Below are 22,350 nucleotides of genomic sequence, written 5' to 3'. Positions count from 1 at the left end.
AACATATCATGATTCATTTTTATGATCTTCACGCTTTAATTGTTCAAGATAAACAGCTAAAACGGCAATATCTGCCGGATTGACACCGGAGATACGAGAAGCCTGCCCCATTGTCATTGGCTGCACTTCATTTAATTTTTGTCGCGCTTCTAATGATAAATGCTGAATCCGCTGATAATCTATATGTTCCGGCAAACGGACGGCATCCATTTGTCGCAAATGAGCTGCGTCACGTTTCGCTTTTTGAATATAACCTTCATATTTTATTTCTATTTCTACTTGCTGCGCAATGGCTGGCGCAAAGGTTTTTTCTAAATAAGGTGCTAAACCTTCCATTGTCACTTTCGGACGTTTTAATAAGGTTTTTGCGCTAATGCCTTCCTTTAAAGGCTCATAGTCCAATTCCTGCATATACGTATTTACAGTAGATTTCGGTGTAAAGCGAACGGTATCTAAATATTCCAGACAGTCAATGATCTGTTGTTCTTTTCCTTTAAAGTTTTCATAACGTGCATCTGAAATCAAGCCTATTGTATGACCATAAGGTGTTAAACGTAAATCTGCATTATCATGACGCAGCAACAAACGATATTCTGCTCTCGATGTTAATAGACGATAAGGTTCTTTTGTCCCTTTGGTAACCAAATCATCAATCATTACCCCAATATATGCCTCATCACGACGCAAGATAAAAGGTTCTTTGCCATCCAGTTTTAAGACTGCATTTATGCCTGCTAGTAACCCTTGGGCAGCTGCTTCTTCATAGCCGCTGGTTCCATTGATTTGTCCTGCGGTATACAAATTAGCAATCCGCTTGTTTTCTAAGGTTGGTTTACACTGTAAAGGATCGATTGCATCATATTCAATCGCATACGCATATTTTTTAATGACACAATTTTCCAATCCTGGTAAGCTATGCAGCATAGCTTCCTGTACATCATGTGGCATAGAGGTTGAAAAACCTTGTACATAGGTAGTATCCAAAGATTCACTTTCTGGCTCAAGGAATATCTGATGTCGTTGTTTATCCGCAAAGCGCACCAATTTATCTTCAATGCTTGGACAATAACGAGGCCCTACTCCCTTTACCAAACCGGAATACATGGCAGAACGTTCTAGATTTTCATTAATGATACGATGGGTTTCAGGGGAGGTATAGGTTAAATAACATAATGCCTGTTCTTTAAAAGGTCTGATGTTTGTTGTTTCATGAGAGAAACAAAGAAAGGCATCTGTACCGGGCTGTACTTCTGTTTTGGAAAAATCAATAGAGCTTGTTAAAACACGCGCCGGTGTACCTGTCTTTAAACGGAAAGTACGAATACCTAAATCACGCAGGCTTTGAGATAAGTAATTCGTTGTTGGTTCTCCATCCGGTCCACTTGGTGTAGAGGTATGACCAACCAGTATATTGCTTGACATGAATGTACCGGTTGTCATGATCAATGCCTTACATTCTTCCATATGTCCATCAGCCTGCAAAACGCCTTTTACGACACCATCTTCTGCAATGACTTTTTCAACGCACATTTCTCTTACTTCCAGATGTTCCTGCGCTAACAGTACTTTCTGCATATAAGCTTTATAAGCCAATTTATCCGATTGTACACGTAAGCACTGCACGCCTGGGCCTTTTGTGGTATTTAGCATCTTAAACTGCAACGCTGTTGCATCTGCCGCTTTGCCCATTTCACCGCCAAGCGCATCAATTTCTCTTACAACAATTCCTTTTGCAGGTCCTCCAACACTTGGATTGCATGGCATAGATGCAATCATATCTATGTGCATGGAGTATAAGATTGTTTCTTTCTGTAAACGAGCACAAGCTAATGCGGCCTCAACACCCGCATGACCTCCGCCGATAACGATAACATCTGCCATCCTGTTTCCTCCTAATTCTTTCGACAATATCCGCATTTAGGGCAAATGCCACTTGCCCCGATCTTAGCCCCACATGAAGGACATAATACCTCTTTACTACGAATATCTTTATCTAGTTCATATATAAATTCTTTCTGAATACGTTTCCTACGCAAATTCATTTTTAATACCATACCTGCTAATAAAAGATTCAATAAGGACATCACCAGCAAGATACTTCTTGACACGATTTGATTTGTCAGAAAAGCTGCCAGCAAAATAATCAAGGTACTTATACATAAGAATCCAAAACTTATCCAGCGCTCTTTTCCATACAAATATGTTTTCTGATGGTACATAAACATTCCTTCCTTCATATATAAAGCAAATACATATTTACGTGGTATATTATAAAATATTTTCTATCCATTGAACAGCAATATTTCATGTTATTTCATATAATCTGTAAGTAACCCCTTACCCCTTTTCCTATTTGATACAAAGGAAAAGGTTGCGTGTTTTTCTTTTTCTAAATGCTCAAATAAAATACATACACCTGTTTTACCCGCTTTTTCTTTCGGTTGGAAATCATAGCACATTAATTATAAACCCTTCTTTTATCAAGGACAATTCGTAAGATATTTTAAGCTGTCTTCATCTAGAAAAGGAAAACGGATACGCTTAAGACGCATCCGTATGCAGATAAATAAATAACATGCGATTTTTTCCACTCATATCCTGTAAGACTTCAATCTTAGCTTCCGGAAAATATTCTTTTGCCAATGCTGTCAGTCTTTCTTTTTGATCATAGCCCATTTCAAAAGCCATAAAAGCTTTTTCATTTAATACCTTACGCGCATTTTCAAAGATGATGCGATAGAATTTTAAACCGTCTTCACCACCAAACAATGCGACATGTGGCTCATAATCAACAACACTCTCCTCCATCACTTCCTCATTGGGAATATATGGCGGATTGGAAATTAAGATATCCAGCTTAATATTGCGTTCGATCAAAGGCTGCAGCATATCCCCTACCATGAAGCACACGGTTGCCTCATTGGCAGCGGCATTTTCTTTGGCAACCATAACGGCTTTTTCACTGATATCCGTTGCCAACATGTGCAATCTATCCTCTTCCTTTTTCAAGGAAATCGCGATTGCTCCACTACCGGTACCGATATCTGCGACCGTTACCTGTTTACCATCAAATACTTCATCATAAGCAGCTAATACATTTGCCACCAATTCTTCGGTTTCCGGTCTGGGAATCAATACGTCTTCATTGACTTTGAAACGATAGCCATAAAACCATTCAAAACCTAAAACATGCCCTAAAGGTTCTCCTTTAATCAGACGACATAAGCCCTGTTCAAATTGTTCGGCTATATCGGCAGGTACTTCCTGCTCATATTCCATATAAAGGTTATGGGCCTCCATATTGGTAAGTTCCAACAAATACAACAAGGCTGCCTGCTCCCCACGATCGGCCTCTTCCATGCGTTTGTTGGCATCTTTTAACAGCTCACGATATGTACTCATTCGTTATTACCTGCCAGTTTTGCTTGTTGATCAGCACTTGTTAAGGCATCTAATAAATCCTGCATCTTGCCTTCCATAATGCGATCCAACTGATTCACGGTATAACCAATACGATGATCGGTCACACGGTTTTGCGGATAGTTATACGTACGAATCTTCTCTGCACGATCTCCGGTACCAATCTTGCTTCTACGCTCCATGCCCTGCTCTTCTTCCAGCTTGCGCTGATGTTCCTCATACACACGAGAACGAATCGTCATTAAGGCAGTTGCGCGGTTTTCATGCTGTGAACGTCCATCCTGACATTTTACTGTAATACCGGTAGGTTTATGCACGATACGAACAGCGGAATCTGTCTTATTGATATGCTGTCCACCGGCACCACTGGAACGCATCGTTTCAATTTCCAAATCATTCATATCAATATCAAAATCTTCAGCCTCAATCTCTGGTGTAACTAAAACCGTTGCTGTAGAAGTATGGATACGTCCCTGGCTTTCTGTCTTTGGCACACGTTGTACGCGATGACTGCCAGATTCAAATTTCAGCTTGCCATACACACCATCACCCTTCACCATGAAGGATACCAAAGAGAAACCGCCGGCCTCACTGTCATCCATTTCAACAATTTCAATCTTCCAGCCCTGACTTTCCGCATACTTGCTATACATACGATACAAATCACCCGCAAAGATATTGCCCTCATCGCCACCGGCAGCTCCACGGATTTCCACAATGGCATTGTGCGAATCATTTGGATCTTTAGGAATCAAAAGAATCTCCAGTTTTCCTAAATATTCTTCAATCTTCGGCTCTAATTCCTCAATTTCCATCTTCGCCATTTCTTTAATTTCTTTATCTTCTTCCTTTAACAGTTCCTTTGCCTCTTCTAAGGCTTCCATACTGTGTTTATAATCCTGATAGGTTTCAACGACCTGTGTTAAGTCTGCTTGCTCTCTTCCCAGCTTTGCCAATTCTCTGCTGTCAGAGACAATATCCGGCTGCATCATCAGTTCTGTAATCTCATGATACCGGTTGACCATACCTTCCAGTCGCTCGATCATAATGCTCATAAACAAACCTCCTTGTTTTGCGTCTTTTCTATTGTTGCCTTTATATGCGTAAATATCCTTATATACTATACCATTGAAAGTAAAAAATGAAAAGCAATTCTTATAGAGTAATATAAGGTTTTACTGTGTGGAAAAAGATAAGAAAAGTTAATGTTGATGAAGGTGGTACACCCTGTATTAAAGGATAAGAGAAACGAATTTTAATGAAGGGAATACATCATAGAAAAGGCTGACAGTAAACAGGTGCTTATAACATGATATGATGATAAGCAACGCTTAGAAAAGATGAGATGATCATGCAAATGATTCAATAGAAAAATGAAACCATCGTTCAAATAATCGCTGCTTATAAAAGCACGACACACCTGCATATCAAACAAAAAATCATCATGAAAGCGTTGACATCTAAAAAAAGGCTTGTTATAATGAAACCGCAAACAAGGATAGTTATTGTTGAAAGACAAGCTCGACCTGTATAAATTAACGTATATGCTTTCATGCATATGGTTTCTTATATGGGTCTTTTTTGTTAGGAGGATGGCTTAGATGATATTTAAGAAACGCTTAAACAACAATGTTGTGATTGCGATTGATGGGACAGATGAGAAAATTCTCACAGGAAAAGGATTAGGCTTTCAGATGCAGGCCGGCAACGAAGTAGATGAAACAAAGATTGAAAAAATATTTGCCTTAGCGGATAAGAAAGCGAATCAGAAATTGTTGGAGCTGTGTGAAACGATTCCGATGGAGCATGTGGAATTAGCTGAAGAAATTGTAAATTATGCAAAGATCCATGTGAATGAGGCAATGAATGAAAATGCCATTCTTGCTTTATGTGACCATATTTATATGGCAGTAGAACGTAAGAAACAGGGCGTCGATGTGAAGAATGTTCTCTTGTGGGATATTCAAAAGTTCTATCGGGATGAATATGAAGTCGGCCGCTATGCAGTAAAAGCGGTGCAAGAACGCTTTCATGTTGCATTGAGCGAAGATGAAGCAGGCTTTATTGCCCTGCATATCGTAAATGCGCAGTTGAATCTGCAAACGAAGACGGTAAAAGAGATCACGGTACTCATGCAGGAAATCGAACGTATCGTTCGCATTGATTTTGCGATTGATATCAATACGGATTCTATCTATTATGATCGCTTTATTTCCCATTTGAAATTCTTTGCCGAACGTGTCTTTTCTCACAAAACCTTTACCGGGCAAGAAGTCGATGGCTTATTGGATGTCATCATTCAAAAATATCCGAAGGCTTATGCCTGTGTGAATAAAATCAGTGCCTTTCTAACAAAAAAATATGCTTATACCTTAAGTGAGGAAGAAATCTTATATTTAAGCATTCATATCTCACGTATTGTTCAGGTATCTACTCAGAAAAGCTGAGTTTGATATAAGTCGTTACAAGCGACAGCTAAGCAGCATTTAAGAAGGATAGTTACATTGAGTTGGCTTGACCTTCGTTTCGTGTATTTCATTAAAATGAAGAAATGGAGGACTTTAAAATGGCTACTTACGAAACACTTGCACAAGAAATTGTGAAAAACATCGGAGGCAGTGACAATGTCATCAGCCTCACACACTGTATCACTCGTTTACGCTTCAAACTAAAAGATGAATCCATCGCCAAGGATGAAGTCTTAAAGAATTTGGATGGTGTTGTGACCGTCATGAAAAGCGGTGGACAATATCAGGTTGTCATTGGCAATGCAGTTGCGGATGTTTATGCGCAGGTCCTGCCTTTATTGCATCTTGGTGATATGGACAATATGGCAACACAAAGCGATGGCAAAAAGGAAAAATTATTAGATCGTTTTGTGGATATCATCTCCGGTATCTTCCAGCCAATCCTTGGTATCATGGCTGCCTGTGGTATGATCAAAGGCTTAAATATCCTTTTTGTATCTTTGCATTTGTATAGCGATACTTGCGGTGGCTATATGATCATCAATGCAATTGGGGATGCGATGTTTACCTTCCTGCCGCTATATCTTGGTTACACTGCATCAAAGAAATTTGGCTTAAAGCCAATGGTTGGTTTAACAATCGGTGCGATCATGTGTTATCCGGCTATTCAAAGTAGTGCTGTATCAACCTTGGGAGAGCCTATGTATACCCTGTTTGAGGGAACGATGTTTGCTTCCCCTGTCTATATTGATTTCTTTGGCATTCCTTTGATTTCCATGGATTATACTTCTACCGTTATTCCAGTCATCTTTATCGTTTACTTTGCTAGTAAATGTGAAAAACTATTTAACAAATGGATTCCGGATCTGGTTAAATTCTTCTTTGTGCCAATGTTGACATTGCTTGTTGCTTTACCAGTTGGGTTCTTATTAATCGGACCGGTTGCTACCTTTGGTTCTAAGATCATAGCCGAAACGGTTATTGCGATTCGTGATTTCTCTCCGATGTTGGCAGGTGCTGTGGTTGGCTTAACTTGGCAGATTCTTGTCATCTTCGGATTACATTGGGGCTTTATTCCGGTATATATCAATAATATTATGACCAATGGCTTTGATGCGGTCATGATGCCCTTCTTCGCTTGTACTTTTGCGACTTCTGCCGTTGTTTTAGCCATCTTCTTAAAAACAAAAGATAAAAAGTTAAAAGAAATGTGCATTCCTAACTTTATTTCCGGTATCTTCGGGGTTACCGAACCTGCTATTTATGGTATTTTATTACCTTTGAAAAAACCATTTATCATCAGCTGTATTGCCGGAGGTATCGGCGGCGGTTTCTATGGCTTCTGTAACTTCCGTAAGTTCTCTATGGGTGGCATGGGCATCTTTGAATTGCCTGCTATGATAGAACCTGATGGCAGTATGGGCAATCTTACAGTTGCGATTGCCGGTATCCTGTTAACGATGGTCATCGCCTTTGTAATCACAATGATTAGCTTTAAAGATAAAGCTAAAAATACGAATGATTCAGCGATTGAAATACAAAAAAACGAAATAACTACAGATATGGAAAAACCTTTAGTAAAGAAAACCATGCTGATAGCACCTGTTGATGGTAAAGTCATTGCGTTATGTGATGTGCAGGATGATGCTTTTGCCAGTGAAATTCTTGGAAAAGGCTGCGCTATTTTACCGACAGATGGATGTTTTCATGCGCCAATCAGCGGAACGATTTCTACTTTATTCCCTTCACGTCATGCCATCGGCATTACATCGGATGATGGAATAGAAGTGCTGATTCATATTGGGTTAGATACTGTACAGCTTAATGGGGAAGGTTTTACAGCACTTGTGAAACAAGGTGATCATGTAGAACAAGGTCAACCATTAGTAAATGTGGATCTAGCATTTGTAAAAGAGAAAGGTTTCTGTCTGGAAACACCAGTTGTCATTACCAACTCTGCTCAGTATTTAGATGTACTGGATGTTGCGAAAGACACGATACATGCAGGAGAAGACTTCCTGCATATCGTAAAATAGAGGTATGTGTATGAGCTTTCCTAAACAGTTCTTATGGGGTGGGGCAACCGCCGCAAATCAATTTGAAGGTGGATATCAGGAAGGTGGCAGAGGCTTAGCAAATGTTGATATCTGTCCTTCAGGAAGTGATCGTTCCGCTATTATTTGTGGTCATCTTAAAACCTTTACCTGTGATGAACACCATCACTATCCATCACATGACAGTGTTGATTTCTATCATCATTATCAAGAAGATATCGCCCTCATGGCAGAAATGGGGTTCAAGGTATATCGCATGAGCATTGCCTGGACACGTATCTTTCCCAATGGGGATGAAGAAGAACCAAATGAAGAAGGTTTGCAGTTTTATGATGCCATCTTTCGTGAATGCCAAAAGTATCATATAGAACCACTTGTGACAATCGTACATTTTGATTGTCCTATGCATCTCATCCAAACCTATGGTGGATGGAAAAACCGTAAGATGATTGATTTTTATCTTCGTTTATGCAAAGTTTTATTCAAACGTTATAAAGGTATCGTAAAATATTGGCTGCCTTTTAATGAAATCAATATGATCTTACACGCTCCATTCTTAGGTGCCGGTTTATATTTTGAGGATGGAGATGATGAAGAGCGTATCAAATATCAGGCTGCGCATCATGAATTGATAGCCAGCGCTCTAGCCACAAAATTAGCACATGAAATAGATCCAGAAAATCAGATTGGCTGCATGTTTGCGGCAGGTTCTGTCTATCCTTATAGCTGTCATCCACAAGATGTCTTTGAGGCTTTGAAGAAAGATCGAGAAAGTTACTTTTTCATTGATATCCAAGCACGTGGAGCTTATCCATCCTATGCGATAAAGGAATTAACTAGAAAACATTGCATGCCCCATATGGAAGATGATGACTATGCGATTTTAAAGAAGTATCCGGTTGATTTTATTTCCTTTTCCTATTATAACAGTCGCTGTGTCAGTGGACAGAAAGAACCAGAAAAACTAACAGAAGGCAATCTGTTTGCTTCCGCAAAGAATCCCTATCTGACCTATAGCGATTGGGGTTGGCCGATTGATCCATTAGGCTTAAGAATCACTTTAAATCACGTCTATGATCGCTATCAAAAACCAATGTTCATTGTAGAAAATGGCTTAGGCGCGATTGATACGGTAAAGGCTGATGGAACGATTGAAGATGATGCACGTATTTCTTATTTGCGTGAGCATATCCTTGCTATGAAAGCTGCAATAGAAGAAGATGGTGTTGAACTGATGGGGTATACCGCTTGGGGACCGATTGATTTAGTTAGTGCCTCCAGCGGTGAGATGAAAAAACGGTATGGTTTTGTATATGTTGATAAACAGGATGATGGCAGTGGCTCCATGCAGCGCATCCGTAAAAAATCTTTTTACTGGTATAAATCAGTCATTGAAAGTAATGGAGAATGTTTAATAAAATAAATAAAGCTATTACTAAAAAACACAGTTGATTTCATCTTGACAAATTAATAAAACCTATCTTTAGAAGTTAAAAGTAAAAAAATGGTGTAAACTCGAAATTATAGCTAACGAGTATGCATCATTTTTATTTGTTTATTGGTAAGATAATAATTTGTGATTGGTTGTTTTAATAGAGCTGAAAGCTTGGTGATGAAATCAGAAGAACGTGTCATGTTGATGTATCTTGAATCGTTGATCTGTACAACTTTAAACTCCTTGATAAAACTACATATATCACTTGTTGAGTATTCGTTATTTAGTATCTTGAATTGAAACAGTCGTATTAGTAGTACCGTAGTATAACATATAAGAAAATGTCCTTTTATACTATTCTCTTTTTGAAGATAGACAGGTCTTGCGTCTAATTCACTTTTCATAACTCTGAAAGATTCCTCAATCCTCCATAAATTATGATATGCTTCATATATCTGTTGATCTTCCATTTTGTATTCGGAAGTGATTAGAAGATTAAAGCCTGCTAGTTTTCTATCCATATCTATCTTTTCTTCATTTAGTACTGTATGGGCTTTTTTACCATCTCTATCCACAAAATTTACATATCTCGCACTTTCCCCATACTCTTCTTTCTTTGCTTCTGATGCTCGTAATCTTTGCGCTCTTTCAATCATTTTGTCGATTTCCATTAACTTTTTTCGTTGTAGCTTTGGGGAAAATGTACAAACACGTTTTTCTTTTACTGTCTTTGAATGTTTGATTCCATTTTCGTCTTTATATTCATATGTGTAGTTATCGATACATGATTTGTATCGATATATTATATTTCCTTTGCTGTCTAAAACATCATGAAAATCATTTTCAAGGAGTACCCATGTCTTTTCTTTATCAACTAGCTGTTTGACCGATTTTGAGAATATATAACCATCGCATTTATCTGTTGCTTCGATGATATTGCGAGCACAGTTCAACCCCTTATCTGCGATTTGTATAGTCCTTCCGTTGATGTTGTTTTGTGATTTCAAGTCATTGATGATATTGCGGATAATAGGCTTCTCTGACTCATTACCGGGATACATCCTCATACCGATGGGGATCATATTGGCATCAAGTAATAGACCTAGCCCAACAATGGGATCATGACGCATTTCTTTAGATGGGCCACGTCTTTGAAAATCATTTTCTTTATCGATTTCAAAGTAGAAGTTCGTACAATCGAAGAAAGTATGTTTTGTATCAATACCAAAATTATCAGCTGTAGCTACCGTAAGTATTTCAGTGAACTTCTGATATTCACTCCCCAGAAATTCAACGGCATCTAATAATTGATCATAGCTGAAGTCAACTTCATTCAAAAGGGAAGGAAGTACATCATGAAACGTTTTGTGTTTAGACAAAGGTGCTACAGCACGTGCAAATACAAGAGATGAGAATATATCATAGACATTAAACTGAAAGTAGCGAGTAGACTGCATATAGTTAAAATGATCTTTTACATCTAATGTGTTAAGAATGTTGGCAAGAGGAAAATAGCCGAGATACTTTTCAGGAGAGACTTCACCAATAAGTCTTTGATTTATCTTTGCATTCGCATTTTTGAGTTTTCTTTCTTCATTCATTCTAGCCACTTCAGCTTTGTAGTAGGCAATAGGATCATCAATCCCAGAATCAATAAGAGACTGAAGATTACCAAGTTTTCTAATACTGCGATGCTTGGTTCCCTTAACATCAGGAGAATAAAAGCTTTCGTAAATAGATAAATAGGTACGATTTTGTTGTTTAGCAACCTTAAGGAAATAAGCCATAAGAACACCTCCGACATGAATACACCACGGCACCATCATTATAACACAATTAAATAAAATATGAAAGTATTTTATCACATAAAAACCCGCATAAATACGGGCTCTGATTAACATTTGTTTTTTTTGCTCCTAAAGAAACATGGTGCTAACTTCTAAAGACGGGAGCGCATCCGTAAAAAATCTTTTTACTGGTATAAATCAGTCATTGAAAGTAATGGAGAATGTTTAATAAAATAAATAAAGCTATTACTAAAAAACACAGTTGATTTCATCTTGACAAATTAATAAAAATCAGTAAAATATAGTCATCAGGACAATGCCTTCGGGCAAAGAAAAGGGAACGACCGAGTATCGTTCCCTTTTTGACGTTTAAAGGAGTTCAGGACAATGAGAGAATGGCTAATGGAAACCTGCTCGTGTGATAAGGACCACGGCAGGGCTATCTTACGCTTCAATAAATCAATTATCTGCTAGTACGCAGGTATTCGATCCATATCAGCAGAAAGATAAATAAATATACCAAATCCACTGTCATTTCCTCCCATAACTACGCCACACTCAATATGTGCCATTAGTTAGACCTCCTTCCTTTTTATATACGACACGAGCGAGTAAAAAACATAAAGAAAATGAAAAGAGTTTATTTTTCTAAAACCACCTTTTAAATCCACCTTTATTATCTTGACAAATTATTGAAAATCAGTAAAATATAGTCATCAGGACAATGCCTTCGGGCAAAGGAAAGGGAACGATTCTCGGTCGTTCCCTTTTTGACGTTTAAAGGAGTTCAGGACAATGAGAGAATGGCTAATGGAAACCTGTATGTGTGATAAGGACCACAACAGGGCTATTTTACACTTCAATAAATCAATTATCTGCTAGTACGCAGATATTCAATCCATATCAGCAGAAAGATAAATAAATATACCAAATCCACTGTCATTTCCTCCCATAACTACGCCACACTCAATATGTGCCATTAGTTAGACCTCCTTCAATTTATATACGACATAAACGAGTGAAAAACGTAAAGAATATGAAAAGAGCTTATTTTTTCTGAACCCTCCTTTATTGTCTTGACAAATTATTGAAAATCAGTAAAATATAGTCATCAGGACAATGCCCTCGGGCAAAGGAAAGGGAACGACCTCGAATCGTTCCCTTTTTGACGTAAAAAGGAGTTCAGGACAATGAGAGAATGGCTAATGGAAACCTGAATGTGTGATAAGGACCGCAACAGGGCTATCTTACGCTTCGATAAATCAATTATCTGCTAGTGCGCAGATATTCGATCCATATCAGCAGAAAGATAAATAAATATACCAAATCCACTGTCATTTCCTCCCATAACTACGCCACACTCAATATGTGCCATTAGTTAGACCTCCTTCCTTTTTATATACGACATAAACGAGTGAAAAACGTAAAGAATATGAAAAGAGCTTATTTTTTCTGAACCCTCCTTTATTGTCTTGACAAATTATTGAAAATCAGTAAAATATAGTCATCAGGACAATGCCCTCGGGCAAAGGAAAGGGAACGATTCGTGGTCGTTCCCTTTTTGACGTTTAAAGGAGTTCAGGACAATGAGAGAATGGCTAATGGAAACCTGCTCGTGTGATAAGGACCACGGCGGGGCTATCTTACACTTCAATAAATCAATTATCTGCTAGTGCGCAGATATTCGATCCATATCAGTAGAAAGATAAATAAATATACCAAATCCACTGTCATTTCCTCCCATAACTACGCCACACTCAATATGTGCCATTAGTTAGACCTCCTTCCTTTTTATATACGACACGAGCGAATAAAAAACGTAAAGATGAAGAAAAGAAATCATTTTTTTAAATACGACTACTTTATCTTGACAAACTATAGGAAATCAGTAAAATATAGTCATCAGGACAATGCCTTCGGGCAAAGGAAAGGGAACGATGGTGGTCGTTCCCTTTTTGACGCTTAAAGGAGTTCAGGACAATGAGAGAATGGCTAATGGAAACCTGCTCGTGTGATAAGGACCACGGCGGGGCTATCTTACGCTTCAATAAATCAATTATCTGCTAGTACGCAGATATTCAATCCATATTAGCAGAAAGATAAATAAATATACCAAATCCACTGTCATTTCCTCCCATAACTACGCCACACTCAATATGTGCCATTAGTTAGACCTCCTTCCTTTTTATATACGACACAAACAAGTGAAAAACGTAAATTTCTTATCATGAATTATCTAAAACAAAAAAAGTCAAATGACAAAGACATTTAAAAAGATGAACGTTATCAAATTAATAAATCAAACGCTCATCTTTTCTTATTTCTTCATTTCTACATGTATTTGAGGTCGTCCTTCTACCTCATGACAATGACGACATCTAGCCTCATATTGTTCACTGGCTCCCACAACGATAATAGGATCATCATAACTTGCAGGCTTACCATTTACCAAACGCTGTGTCCGTGTAGCAGGTGCTCCACACTTTGTACAAACAGCAGTCAGTTTCGTAACAAATTCCGCGTGCGTGAATAATTCCGGCATAACACTAAATGGAACACCGCGAAAATCCATATCTAATCCAGCCGCCATGACACGCTTGCCGCGATCAGCAAAATAGTCACAAATCTGCACAATTTCTTCATCGAAAAACTGTACTTCATCAATAGCAATTACATCATAACTGTCATCTATGTAATCAAAAATTTCTCTTGCCTTACTGATGTTAAAGCTTTTTACACTGCTTCCGGCATGTGATACAACGCATTCCTCACTATAACGATTATCAATCTTCGGTTTAAAAACAGCTATTTTTTTCTTAGCATATTCCAACACCTTGATTCTACGAATCAATTCTTCTGTTTTTCCTGCAAACATACAGCCACTGATGACTTCCAGCCACCCTTCACGATATTGTTGATACATATCTTTTCACCTCATTACAACAGTATCTATTATAACGAATTTATGTGGGAAATGGTAGAAATAAACATAAGAAATTATCATATTTCCCAAATACTTTTTCAATATGTAACATCTGCTTATTGATTGGAAACAATTGCCTCAATACCATTCAATTATGAAAGGCTAGGCTTCCCTATGAAAGAAAAAAAGAGGTTACCCTCTTTTTTATGTGTGTTCTTATTTAAGTCCGTATTTCTTGTTAAACTTCTCGATACGTCCCTGGGCAGCAGCAAATCTCTGACGACCAGTGAAGAATGGATGACAGTTTGAGCAAGTATCAACACGTAATTCTTTCGCTGTTGAACCTGTTTCAAATTCAGCTCCACAAGAAGTACATTTCACCATGATACGGTGGTATTCTGGGTGAATTCCTTTTTTCATAATTTTACTCTCCTTCCGCCTTAGACCTCAGGTGGGTCCAAAGTAAGTGCTATACCATTATAGCAACACTTTTTTCAAATCGCAAGTGTTTCTCGCGAAAAAGATGGTAAAATACATTAAATTTTTATAGCCATTCCCCTCTTCATAATCATCATAAGAAAGGCTTATGGCAGAATTCATTAATAATTTATCACATCATTTGAAACAGTATACGTATAGTCTACGGATGCGTTGATCTTACCTTGCTTAGCCTCTTCATGATATTCATCAAATTTAGGTAGGATGATTCCCTTTGTTACAGCATCTCCTATACTATAAGTTCGACTCATATATCGTCCGTTACGATACGTATATAGGAAGGTAATTTGTGTTGAGCCACCCTCATGCTTATCTGTGCAGACATCTAGCACATCATTGTGCAGCTCATAGATGCTTTTATTTAACGTTTCATTCTTTGTCTTACCTACTAAGGAAAGTCCATTTATAGTCGTTTTATTATGGTTAATTTCTTGGCTCATTACAACTTCTATATTTACCGAACTTACTTTTTCCAACTGTGGTAATTCTTGTACTACGCCAAAGCCATGTGTATATTGGAATGCCTGACCAAATGCTGCACTGCCAATAAGCAGACCGACAAAGACAGTAATCGTTTTTATATTTAAGACGATTTTCCTTTTTGAAAAGAAAACAAGGAATAAATACATAAAGAATATAATCGTTAACCCGACAAGCAGAGAAACACCTCTCGCTGTTTGGACAGCTAGAATCATACAGAAGGTTACGATAAGAATAATGAATGAATAGCCCAACCAGAATGTTGTACGCTGCTCACTATCTTCAGCTTTTCGATTGATAAAATAGTGATAGGCGAAATAAAGAGCAATCGCACAGAGGATGATCCAATAAAAGATGGATAACCAATCTGGTGAATAATCAAAAAGGTAAGCTACATTTCGCAATGCCGCATAAGGAAGACTTAGAAACGTTAAAATAGTATCTGTATTAAAGATATATTCTATATAGTTCCCATAGCCTAGTGTGATGACATTTACCTGTTCCTTTAAGAAGATGTTCATCGAAATGTATAAGATAAAAGGTAAAATCACATAAGTTCCACTAATAAATAAAGCATCCATCATCGTGTTACATCGAATACACAAAAAGCAAATGATAGCTTGTATACATAACATGAAGATAGCAAAGAAACCCATGACCTTGATGTTCATTAAGATTGTTGAGGATAACACATTCATGAATTGGCTGGCAATGATCGAAGTTGATAAAAAGTATACTGCAATCGGGATCAGGATAGCCAGATAGCCAAAGAGAAAGGTTGTAGAGAATAATTCCTTTTTACGAATCGGCAAGCCGAAATATAAATCACAGCTGCGTTTCCGATAAAGGAAGCGAAAGAAATAAATTGGCACAAACATCGAAATACTAATACCACAGAACCCACTCATTGCAGTGACAAATGTTTGTACTTCGCTGTAAGCAGTAAAATCATTTATCGTGAAAATGGTAGTAAAGAAACAGATACAAATAAATAAGATTGCCCAGATCAGAATAAGCAGGCGTCGATTACTTTTATATAAATATTTGAAATATTGTTGATTAAAGAGCTTATTCATACAGACCATACCCCTTTCTCTCCATTTCATAAATAAAGATTTCTTCTAAATTCACCGGCAGTATTTCCATCATCAATGGATTCATGGTTTTTAAATAATTCTGAATCTTATCAATATTGCCTTTTGCGACAAGATTCACGACTTTGGATTGAATATGAATGGATAACAGATCAAGCTGAGCAAAGTCTTCTTTCTCTTTTTCTTTTGGGAAAGCCAGTTGAATCTTATGGATATTATCCTTTGTTGTATCTAAATCACCACTGGTAGAAATGTTCCCATTTTCCAAAATACCAAAGCTATCACAAATATCCTCCATCTCTCGTAAATTGTGTGAGCTGATAATCACGGTCATTTCTTTTTCTTCAATCATTTCCATGATAGCTCGTTTAAAGGTAAGACGCATAATAGGATCTAACCCATCAAAGGCTTCATCTAAAAATAAATATTTAGGTGCAATCGCAAGCGCAATGGCAATAAAAGCTTGTCGCTTCATACCTTTGGAGAAATCTGCCATCGGTTTTTTCTCATCTAATTTAAAGATTGAAAGAAACTGATGATAAATACGTTCATTGAATTGCGGATACCATACTTTATAAAATTCTTTCATATCTGCTATGCTGGCATGGAAGAAATAATGTGGATCATCACTGATCATTAGGATATTTTGTTTTACTTCAGGGTTTTCATATACATTGTTTCCATCATACAAAACCCCACCGACATCCGGTTTCACGATTCCTGACAATATGCGCAGCAATGTAGATTTTCCGGCACCATTGGGCCCGATCAAACCAAATACACTACCATCCGGAATGTTCAGATTTACATCTGTTAACACGATATGAGAACCAAAATTTTTAGATAACGCTTTTATTTCAATCATGATATTCCTCCTCATAAACTTCATTGATTGTCTGATAAAGACCATCTTTCCCAATATGATATTTCTTCATTTCTTTTACCTTATCTTTAAATTCCTTCATTTTTTCTAAGCGAATCTGTGCGTCTGTATCATTATCTGAGATAAAGCAGCCTTTCCCTTTCACGGTATAAATATAGCCTTGTGTTTCCAATTCCTGATATGCCTTGGCAACCGTATTGGGATTTACACCTAATTGTGATGCAAGCGAACGTACAGAGGGTAACTTGTCATTAGGTGACAAGACCTGAATGGAGATAAATTCCAATATCTGTTTTTTTAATTGTTCAAATATTGGCGTTTTACTTTGTACATCTATGAGAAACATCATCTCACCTCCAACTGTATTACTGTATCTAGTACACTAATACAGTATACCATATTTTCATATCTGTCAAGGATCGATATGTATTTCTTTTATATTTCTCTTCAATCGCCTTTAAGCTATTATCATTTGTAAGCCTATTTCTTACTAACAACAGATGATGAAAAGTGATAACGGAACTTAGCTAATTCACAAATTATCAATTTTTTTTGACGGCGAAACTAAGATATTGAAATTATCGTAAGAAATAATTGTTCCTTCTACATCACAATAAGATTTTCCATAACAATTAAAAATAATAAAAAAAGAAGCACAAAGACGATCAATCTTCATGCTCCTTCATAAGTTTTTTCACCATGAGATATCTGGCAATTCCCATAGCCAATAAAATACTACCAATCAAAAGAAATGCGATGTTACTAGAGGACAGCCCTTTTAAGAGAAAGCCACCACCGGCTATCATCAAAACAACTGCAGCGCTATACAATGCGGTTTTTTGTTTCACATCCATATAGCCTTATTCATCTCCATGCTTCATAAAAGCAATTGCAAAGATAATCAGACGAATCACTGCGATAATCAATAAAACAGCCGCTATAACGGAAAAAACGATTTGATCCGTGTGTACTCCATGATAAATAAAATAGATGGAGATAAAAATCAATAAGATATCCGTTCCCATTGACAACATCACATACTTGCTATCCAATTAGCTCACCTTCGTTCCATTTGGCAAATCTTTTAAAATTGTCACAATATCTAAATCCTTATCATTGCTTGCGCAAAGAATCATACCCTGACTCTCTACTCCACGCAATTTCACCGGTTTCAGATTGCTGACGACAACGACTTTTTTACCAATGACATCTTTTGGTTCAAATGTTTTTGCGATACCACTGACGATCTGACGTGTTTCTGTTCCCAAATCGATTTGTTCAACAAGCAAACGATCCGCTTTCGGATGTTTTTCGGCCGCAATAATCGTACCTACCTTTAATTCAATCTTTGTGAAATCATCAATAGTGATTTCAGAAGGTTCAATTGCTTCTTTCTTTTCTGCTTTTTTGCTTGCTTTAGCAGCTTCCTTTGCTTCTTTTGCTTTATCCTTTTCTAAGGTTTCCATAAATTCTTTGACATCGATACGGGCAAACAGAATTTCTGGTTTCGCATCTACTGTATGTCCACATTCCAAATTACCGAATTCTTCCAGACTTTCAGCTGAACGCTCTGATGTACTTAATTCATCCAGAATTTTTTCAGCAGTTTCCGGCATAAAGCTGCTTAGTAAGACAGCGGCAATACGAATGCTTTCCAATAGGTTGTACAATACAGTTGCCAAGCGATCTTTCTTACTTTCATCTTTACCTAATACCCAAGGTGTTGTTTCATCAATATATTTATTGCAACGCTTTAATAAAGTAAAGATTTCTTCAATGGCATCACCGACATGCAATGTTTCCATTTTCTTAGCTACTCGTTTTGGTGTATCCAACGCTAAGTCCATTAGTTCCTTATCAATATCCTCGCGTTCTAATGGATTAGAAATCACACCATTAAAATATTTATTCTGCATAGAAATCGTACGGTTTACCAGATTTCCCAAGACATTTGCTAAATCAGAATTTATTCGTTCTACCATCAAATCCCAGGTAATAGTTCCATCCTGTGCAAATGGCATCTCATGCAATACGAAATAACGTACCGCATCCACACCAAAATAGTGGACCAATTCATCCGCATAAATGGCATTGCCTTTTGATTTTGACATCTTGCCATCGCCAACCAACAGCCAAGGATGACCGAACACCTGTTTTGGCAGTGGTTCCCCTAAGGCCATCAGCATGATTGGCCAATATATCGTATGGAAACGAAGAATATCCTTACCTATGATATGCACATCTGCCGGCCAATATTTCTTATAGTTTTCGCCATGATTACCATCAGCATCATAGCCCAGAGAAGTGATATAGTTACTCAATGCATCAATCCAAACATACACAACATGATCTGGATCAAAGTCTACCGGTATACCCCATTTAAAAGATGTACGGGAAACACATAGATCCTGTAATCCCGGTTTTAAGAAGTTATTGATCATTTCATTCTTACGAGATTCTGGCTGAATGAATTCCGGATGTTCCTCAATATGCTTGATTAGCTTAGGTGCATATTTTTGCAAATTGAAGAAGTAAGCTTCTTCTGTTGCCTTTTGTACAGGTCTGCCACAATCCGGACATTTTCCATCAATCAATTGACTCTCGGTCCAGAAAGATTCACATGGAGTACAATACATGCCTTCATATTTTCCTTTATAGATATCGCCTTGTTCATACAGTTTTTTGAAGATTTTCTGTACTTGACGTTCATGTCCTTCATCCGTTGTACGTACAAAATAATCATAAGAAGTATTCATCATATCAAAATTCTTACGTACGATATCGGCAACTTTATCTACGAATTCCTTTGGTGTTACACCGGCTTCTTTTGCCTTTTCTTCAATCTTTTGTCCATGTTCATCCGTTCCGGTTTGGAAGAACACATCATAGCCTTGCTGACGTTTATATCTGGCAATGGCATCGGTTAATACAATTTCATATGTATTCCCAATGTGTGGTCTGCCGGATGTATACGTAATTGCAGTTGTGATATAATATTTACCTTTTTTACATTCTTTACACATAACATACGCCTCCTTATAAAAGAAAAACTTCCGCCAAAGGACGAAAGTTCGTGGTACCACCTTTATTTATGTACTTGCTGTACACCTTAACATCGTTAACGCCGATGCTACGTTTTTTCCTGACTATTCAGAAAAACGGTTCCAGGGCCATCTTCTTTTTATTTCACCTGTGAATTTTCACCAGCCATTCACTCTCTGTAAGGCTTTCATAAAAATACTCTTCCTGTCTTTACCTTTCTATCAGTTATCATTATATAGAATATTCTGCCCATTGGCAAGGTTTTCAAAACGAAATCACGAAAAAAGATGAAGATATAAAAGCCTTACCTGTGTGCTTATGTAGATGGCACTGCTCCTTACAAGAATATTGAAAGCTTCCTTTTTTGATAATGAGATGTAAAGTCCTCGATTTTCCTTTCTATCGCCTCATCTAAACAAATCTTATGAAAAAGAAGAGATTACTCTCTTCTTACTCTTTCGCGTAAAGCAACATATCGATGAGTGGCTCTGCTTCTTTTGGACAATGACACTCTCCAATTGTTCTGCCCGTACCTTCTTTATAAAAATCACTTCCACAAGTAATCAGCAATTTTCGATCTTTCGCCAATTGCATTAACGTTGCCATTTCTTTGCGTTTATAATCTGGACGGAATACTTCCAAACCTTCTATCCCCATCTGTAATGCAAGTATCAGGAGATTTTCATCTTTTTCAAATAAAGGATATGGATTTGCCAGGATGGCAATACCATTACTTAAGGAAATTACATCTAAGACGTCCTGTAAAGATGGATGTTTTGCGTTTACATGACATGGTTTCCCTTGCGCAAAATAATCAGTTGCTAACTGGTGATAAGGATTTTTCATTTTCCCTAATAAATAGGGTTTTATTATCTCACAGTCTTGAAAACGCGGATGATTTAAAACATGACGTGCAATCATTTCACCGGATATCTGTTGAAAACGGTTATTTTCCAACAAATCATCTACATGGATTTGCTTTCCAAGATATTGTTCAAATAGACGCACACGCTGTATACTAGCACGTTTTTCCGCCAATAAAGCATCATTTTCAATCGTTCTATACAATTCATTTTGATAATCTACAAAATAACCAAGCACATGTACTGTATGCCCATGCAGATCGGCTAAAATTTCCACACCATTCACATAACGTATTCCATACAATTCACTCATTCGTAAAGCGATGGCATTTGATTTTGTTGTATTTAGATCTGTGATCGAAATGGTTTTAAGTCCTTGACGTTTTGCGCTCTGAAAAATTTCTTCGATATTATAGTCAGCACCAATACTGAAATTGGAATGAATATGCAAATCAACGCTATTTATAGAAACGGTTTTCTGAGCAGCTGCTTCACTAATCGATGGTTGTTTTACCGTTTCTTTTACTGACTCTGCTATAAAAGTAGAACCTACGATTTTAACCACACAGGTACGTGTCAGAAAATCAATTAAGGAGCGATGTTTTTTGTCCGCTAGTACCACGATGCCATTTAACAGCCAATATGCCATAACACCAAAAATACTAGTGAATAGCATCAACACTACAAATGGTATTGCAAAACCAATAAGATCTCGCATATACATCTGACGAATATTCGCTTTCTTTCCACTGATGCTGATAAGCTGAAAATCATATAAATACATTCCCAGACTCTGTCCACCTGTTTTACGACAAATGATAGTATTTAAAAAGAAAATGGACCCGATCATCATGACACCGACAATCACATTCACAACTTTCACACCAGAAAAGCTCATTAAGCTTCCTAAGACGGCAAGCATGACAATATTCCATAACATCATGGGAGATAAAGCTACACTCACATCTAACATAAAAGAAAGAAGTCTGTCACCGAAATCTTTCTTTTCAATATAACGATATTTCTGAACTGAGGTTCCTATTTTTTTCTTTACTTTCTGCATAGTTTCACCCAATTTCTTCACTTTTTTCATAACGCAGGATACCTGCTTTTACACATAGCCATTCCATGAGTGCAGCACTCACGAAAGAAACACCTAATATATAAATAAACTTAACATCAATCGTTTTCCCCTGTAAGAGCTGTAAACTGCTACTAACAGCAATTGCCACAGATACGAATGGTATGAGCATATATTTTTTAACACTCATCGTATTCAATTGATACTTCTGATGGCAAGATGGGCAGACGATATGCACATTCCCCTTTAGGATACTTAGTTTTATTGGGGCATGGCATTGTTCACAAGTATATAATTTCATTATCTTAAACCTCACATGCAT

The 22,350-nt window shown here is 37.3% G+C and carries 18 protein-coding genes and 1 other annotated feature; of the genes, 3 read left to right on the top strand and 15 right to left on the bottom strand.

All coding sequences use genetic code 11. The features are described from left to right. Positions 1 to 6: 6 nt before the first annotated feature. The 4 genes from mnmG to prfA form a co-directional block, all read right to left on the bottom strand. The gene (gene mnmG, locus KJS44_RS01315) at positions 7 to 1,881 is read right to left on the bottom strand and encodes a tRNA uridine-5-carboxymethylaminomethyl(34) synthesis enzyme MnmG (protein WP_008691245.1); all 1,875 of its coding nucleotides are present in this window, start codon (positions 1,879 to 1,881) and stop codon (positions 7 to 9) included. Positions 1,882 to 1,892: 11 nt separating this feature from the next. Continuing rightward, entirely contained in the window at positions 1,893 to 2,219 is a 327-nt protein-coding gene (locus KJS44_RS01310) for a hypothetical protein (RefSeq protein WP_008691243.1), read from the bottom strand. A gap of 322 nt (positions 2,220 to 2,541) precedes the next feature. Next, positions 2,542 to 3,402, bottom strand: a complete 861-nt coding sequence (gene prmC / locus KJS44_RS01305) for a peptide chain release factor N(5)-glutamine methyltransferase (protein WP_008691239.1) — start codon at positions 3,400 to 3,402, stop codon at positions 2,542 to 2,544. Continuing rightward, positions 3,399 to 4,475: a peptide chain release factor 1 gene (gene prfA / locus KJS44_RS01300; protein WP_008691238.1), complete on the bottom strand. Its 1,077-nt coding sequence runs from the start codon at positions 4,473 to 4,475 to the stop codon at positions 3,399 to 3,401. The genes prmC and prfA overlap by 4 nt, the downstream gene beginning before the upstream one ends. Before the next feature lie 546 nt (positions 4,476 to 5,021). On the opposite strand from prfA, the gene licT reads away from it, so the two are divergent. From licT to KJS44_RS01285, 3 genes are all read left to right on the top strand, one after another. After that, positions 5,022 to 5,867, top strand: coding sequence for a BglG family transcription antiterminator LicT (licT, locus tag KJS44_RS01295; protein WP_008691237.1), 846 nt, complete (start codon positions 5,022 to 5,024; stop codon positions 5,865 to 5,867). A 119-nt stretch (positions 5,868 to 5,986) separates the two neighbouring features. Further along, the gene (locus KJS44_RS01290) at positions 5,987 to 7,924 is read left to right on the top strand and encodes a beta-glucoside-specific PTS transporter subunit IIABC (protein WP_008691236.1); all 1,938 of its coding nucleotides are present in this window, start codon (positions 5,987 to 5,989) and stop codon (positions 7,922 to 7,924) included. Positions 7,925 to 7,934: 10 nt separating this feature from the next. Further along, the gene (locus KJS44_RS01285; protein WP_008691235.1) at positions 7,935 to 9,365 is read left to right on the top strand and encodes a 6-phospho-beta-glucosidase; all 1,431 of its coding nucleotides are present in this window, start codon (positions 7,935 to 7,937) and stop codon (positions 9,363 to 9,365) included. Between the two features lie 104 nt (positions 9,366 to 9,469). On the opposite strand, the gene KJS44_RS01280 is transcribed toward KJS44_RS01285, so the two are convergent. The 11 genes from KJS44_RS01280 to KJS44_RS01230 all read right to left on the bottom strand — a co-directional run bounded on the left by KJS44_RS01280 (position 9,470) and on the right by KJS44_RS01230 (position 22,329). After that, positions 9,470 to 11,164 carry an IS1634 family transposase gene (locus KJS44_RS01280; protein WP_008690300.1) on the bottom strand — a complete coding sequence of 565 codons (1,695 nt, stop codon included), beginning with the start codon at positions 11,162 to 11,164 and terminating at the stop codon, positions 9,470 to 9,472. A 2,317-nt stretch (positions 11,165 to 13,481) separates the two neighbouring features. Then, positions 13,482 to 14,087, bottom strand: coding sequence for a thymidine kinase (locus KJS44_RS01275; RefSeq protein ID WP_008691231.1), 606 nt, complete (start codon positions 14,085 to 14,087; stop codon positions 13,482 to 13,484). A gap of 216 nt (positions 14,088 to 14,303) precedes the next feature. After that, a complete protein-coding gene (gene rpmE / locus KJS44_RS01270; RefSeq protein ID WP_008691228.1) occupies positions 14,304 to 14,507 on the bottom strand; it encodes a 50S ribosomal protein L31 in 204 nt (67 codons plus the stop codon). Positions 14,508 to 14,686: 179 nt separating this feature from the next. Continuing rightward, the gene (locus KJS44_RS01265; protein ID WP_226897130.1) at positions 14,687 to 16,141 is read right to left on the bottom strand and encodes an ABC transporter permease; all 1,455 of its coding nucleotides are present in this window, start codon (positions 16,139 to 16,141) and stop codon (positions 14,687 to 14,689) included. Beyond that, entirely contained in the window at positions 16,134 to 17,024 is an 891-nt protein-coding gene (locus tag KJS44_RS01260) for an ABC transporter ATP-binding protein (RefSeq protein WP_008691225.1), read from the bottom strand. The genes KJS44_RS01265 and KJS44_RS01260 overlap by 8 nt, the downstream gene beginning before the upstream one ends. Further along, positions 17,017 to 17,388 carry a GntR family transcriptional regulator gene (locus tag KJS44_RS01255; protein ID WP_008691224.1) on the bottom strand — a complete coding sequence of 124 codons (372 nt, stop codon included), beginning with the start codon at positions 17,386 to 17,388 and terminating at the stop codon, positions 17,017 to 17,019. The genes KJS44_RS01260 and KJS44_RS01255 overlap by 8 nt, the downstream gene beginning before the upstream one ends. A gap of 319 nt (positions 17,389 to 17,707) precedes the next feature. Beyond that, positions 17,708 to 17,896 carry a hypothetical protein gene (locus KJS44_RS01250; protein ID WP_008691222.1) on the bottom strand — a complete coding sequence of 63 codons (189 nt, stop codon included), beginning with the start codon at positions 17,894 to 17,896 and terminating at the stop codon, positions 17,708 to 17,710. Between the two features lie 6 nt (positions 17,897 to 17,902). Next, positions 17,903 to 18,094: a hypothetical protein gene (locus KJS44_RS01245; RefSeq protein WP_008977731.1), complete on the bottom strand. Its 192-nt coding sequence runs from the start codon at positions 18,092 to 18,094 to the stop codon at positions 17,903 to 17,905. Next, entirely contained in the window at positions 18,095 to 20,065 is a 1,971-nt protein-coding gene (gene metG / locus KJS44_RS01240; protein WP_008691220.1) for a methionine--tRNA ligase, read from the bottom strand. 33 nt (positions 20,066 to 20,098) lie between these two features. Continuing rightward, positions 20,099 to 20,304: a binding site (T-box leader), on the bottom strand. A 230-nt stretch (positions 20,305 to 20,534) separates the two neighbouring features. Continuing rightward, positions 20,535 to 22,040: an RDD family protein gene (locus KJS44_RS01235; protein WP_008691219.1), complete on the bottom strand. Its 1,506-nt coding sequence runs from the start codon at positions 22,038 to 22,040 to the stop codon at positions 20,535 to 20,537. Beyond that, positions 22,015 to 22,329 (bottom strand): hypothetical protein, encoded by a 315-nt coding sequence (locus KJS44_RS01230; RefSeq protein ID WP_008691218.1) that lies wholly within the window; start codon positions 22,327 to 22,329, stop codon positions 22,015 to 22,017. Before KJS44_RS01230 ends, KJS44_RS01235 begins: the two co-directional genes overlap by 26 nt. Between the last annotated feature and the right edge of the window lie 21 nt (positions 22,330 to 22,350).

It is taken from the genome of Longicatena caecimuris, assembly GCF_018406465.1.
GTDB classification, from domain to species: domain Bacteria; phylum Bacillota_I; class Bacilli_A; order Erysipelotrichales; family Erysipelotrichaceae; genus Longicatena; species Longicatena caecimuris.
This window is presented reverse-complemented; position numbering and strand designations above follow the sequence as displayed.

What these genes read in the sequence shown, in the direction of transcription:
- mnmG (WP_008691245.1), bottom strand. Translation starts at nt 1,881, where the DNA reads ATGGCAGATGTTATCGTTATCGGCGGAGGTCATGCGGGTGTTGAGGCC.
- KJS44_RS01310 (WP_008691243.1), bottom strand. Translation starts at nt 2,219, where the DNA reads ATGTACCATCAGAAAACATATTTGTATGGAAAAGAGCGCTGGATAAGT.
- prmC (WP_008691239.1), bottom strand. Translation starts at nt 3,402, where the DNA reads ATGAGTACATATCGTGAGCTGTTAAAAGATGCCAACAAACGCATGGAA.
- prfA (WP_008691238.1), bottom strand. Translation starts at nt 4,475, where the DNA reads ATGAGCATTATGATCGAGCGACTGGAAGGTATGGTCAACCGGTATCAT.
- licT (WP_008691237.1), top strand. Translation starts at nt 5,022, where the DNA reads ATGATATTTAAGAAACGCTTAAACAACAATGTTGTGATTGCGATTGAT.
- KJS44_RS01290 (WP_008691236.1), top strand. Translation starts at nt 5,987, where the DNA reads ATGGCTACTTACGAAACACTTGCACAAGAAATTGTGAAAAACATCGGA.
- KJS44_RS01285 (WP_008691235.1), top strand. Translation starts at nt 7,935, where the DNA reads ATGAGCTTTCCTAAACAGTTCTTATGGGGTGGGGCAACCGCCGCAAAT.
- KJS44_RS01280 (WP_008690300.1), bottom strand. Translation starts at nt 11,164, where the DNA reads ATGGCTTATTTCCTTAAGGTTGCTAAACAACAAAATCGTACCTATTTA.
- KJS44_RS01275 (WP_008691231.1), bottom strand. Translation starts at nt 14,087, where the DNA reads ATGTATCAACAATATCGTGAAGGGTGGCTGGAAGTCATCAGTGGCTGT.
- rpmE (WP_008691228.1), bottom strand. Translation starts at nt 14,507, where the DNA reads ATGAAAAAAGGAATTCACCCAGAATACCACCGTATCATGGTGAAATGT.
- KJS44_RS01265 (WP_226897130.1), bottom strand. Translation starts at nt 16,141, where the DNA reads ATGAATAAGCTCTTTAATCAACAATATTTCAAATATTTATATAAAAGT.
- KJS44_RS01260 (WP_008691225.1), bottom strand. Translation starts at nt 17,024, where the DNA reads ATGATTGAAATAAAAGCGTTATCTAAAAATTTTGGTTCTCATATCGTG.
- KJS44_RS01255 (WP_008691224.1), bottom strand. Translation starts at nt 17,388, where the DNA reads ATGTTTCTCATAGATGTACAAAGTAAAACGCCAATATTTGAACAATTA.
- KJS44_RS01250 (WP_008691222.1), bottom strand. Translation starts at nt 17,896, where the DNA reads ATGGATGTGAAACAAAAAACCGCATTGTATAGCGCTGCAGTTGTTTTG.
- metG (WP_008691220.1), bottom strand. Translation starts at nt 20,065, where the DNA reads ATGTGTAAAGAATGTAAAAAAGGTAAATATTATATCACAACTGCAATT.
- KJS44_RS01235 (WP_008691219.1), bottom strand. Translation starts at nt 22,040, where the DNA reads ATGAAAAAAGTGAAGAAATTGGGTGAAACTATGCAGAAAGTAAAGAAA.
- KJS44_RS01230 (WP_008691218.1), bottom strand. Translation starts at nt 22,329, where the DNA reads ATGAAATTATATACTTGTGAACAATGCCATGCCCCAATAAAACTAAGT.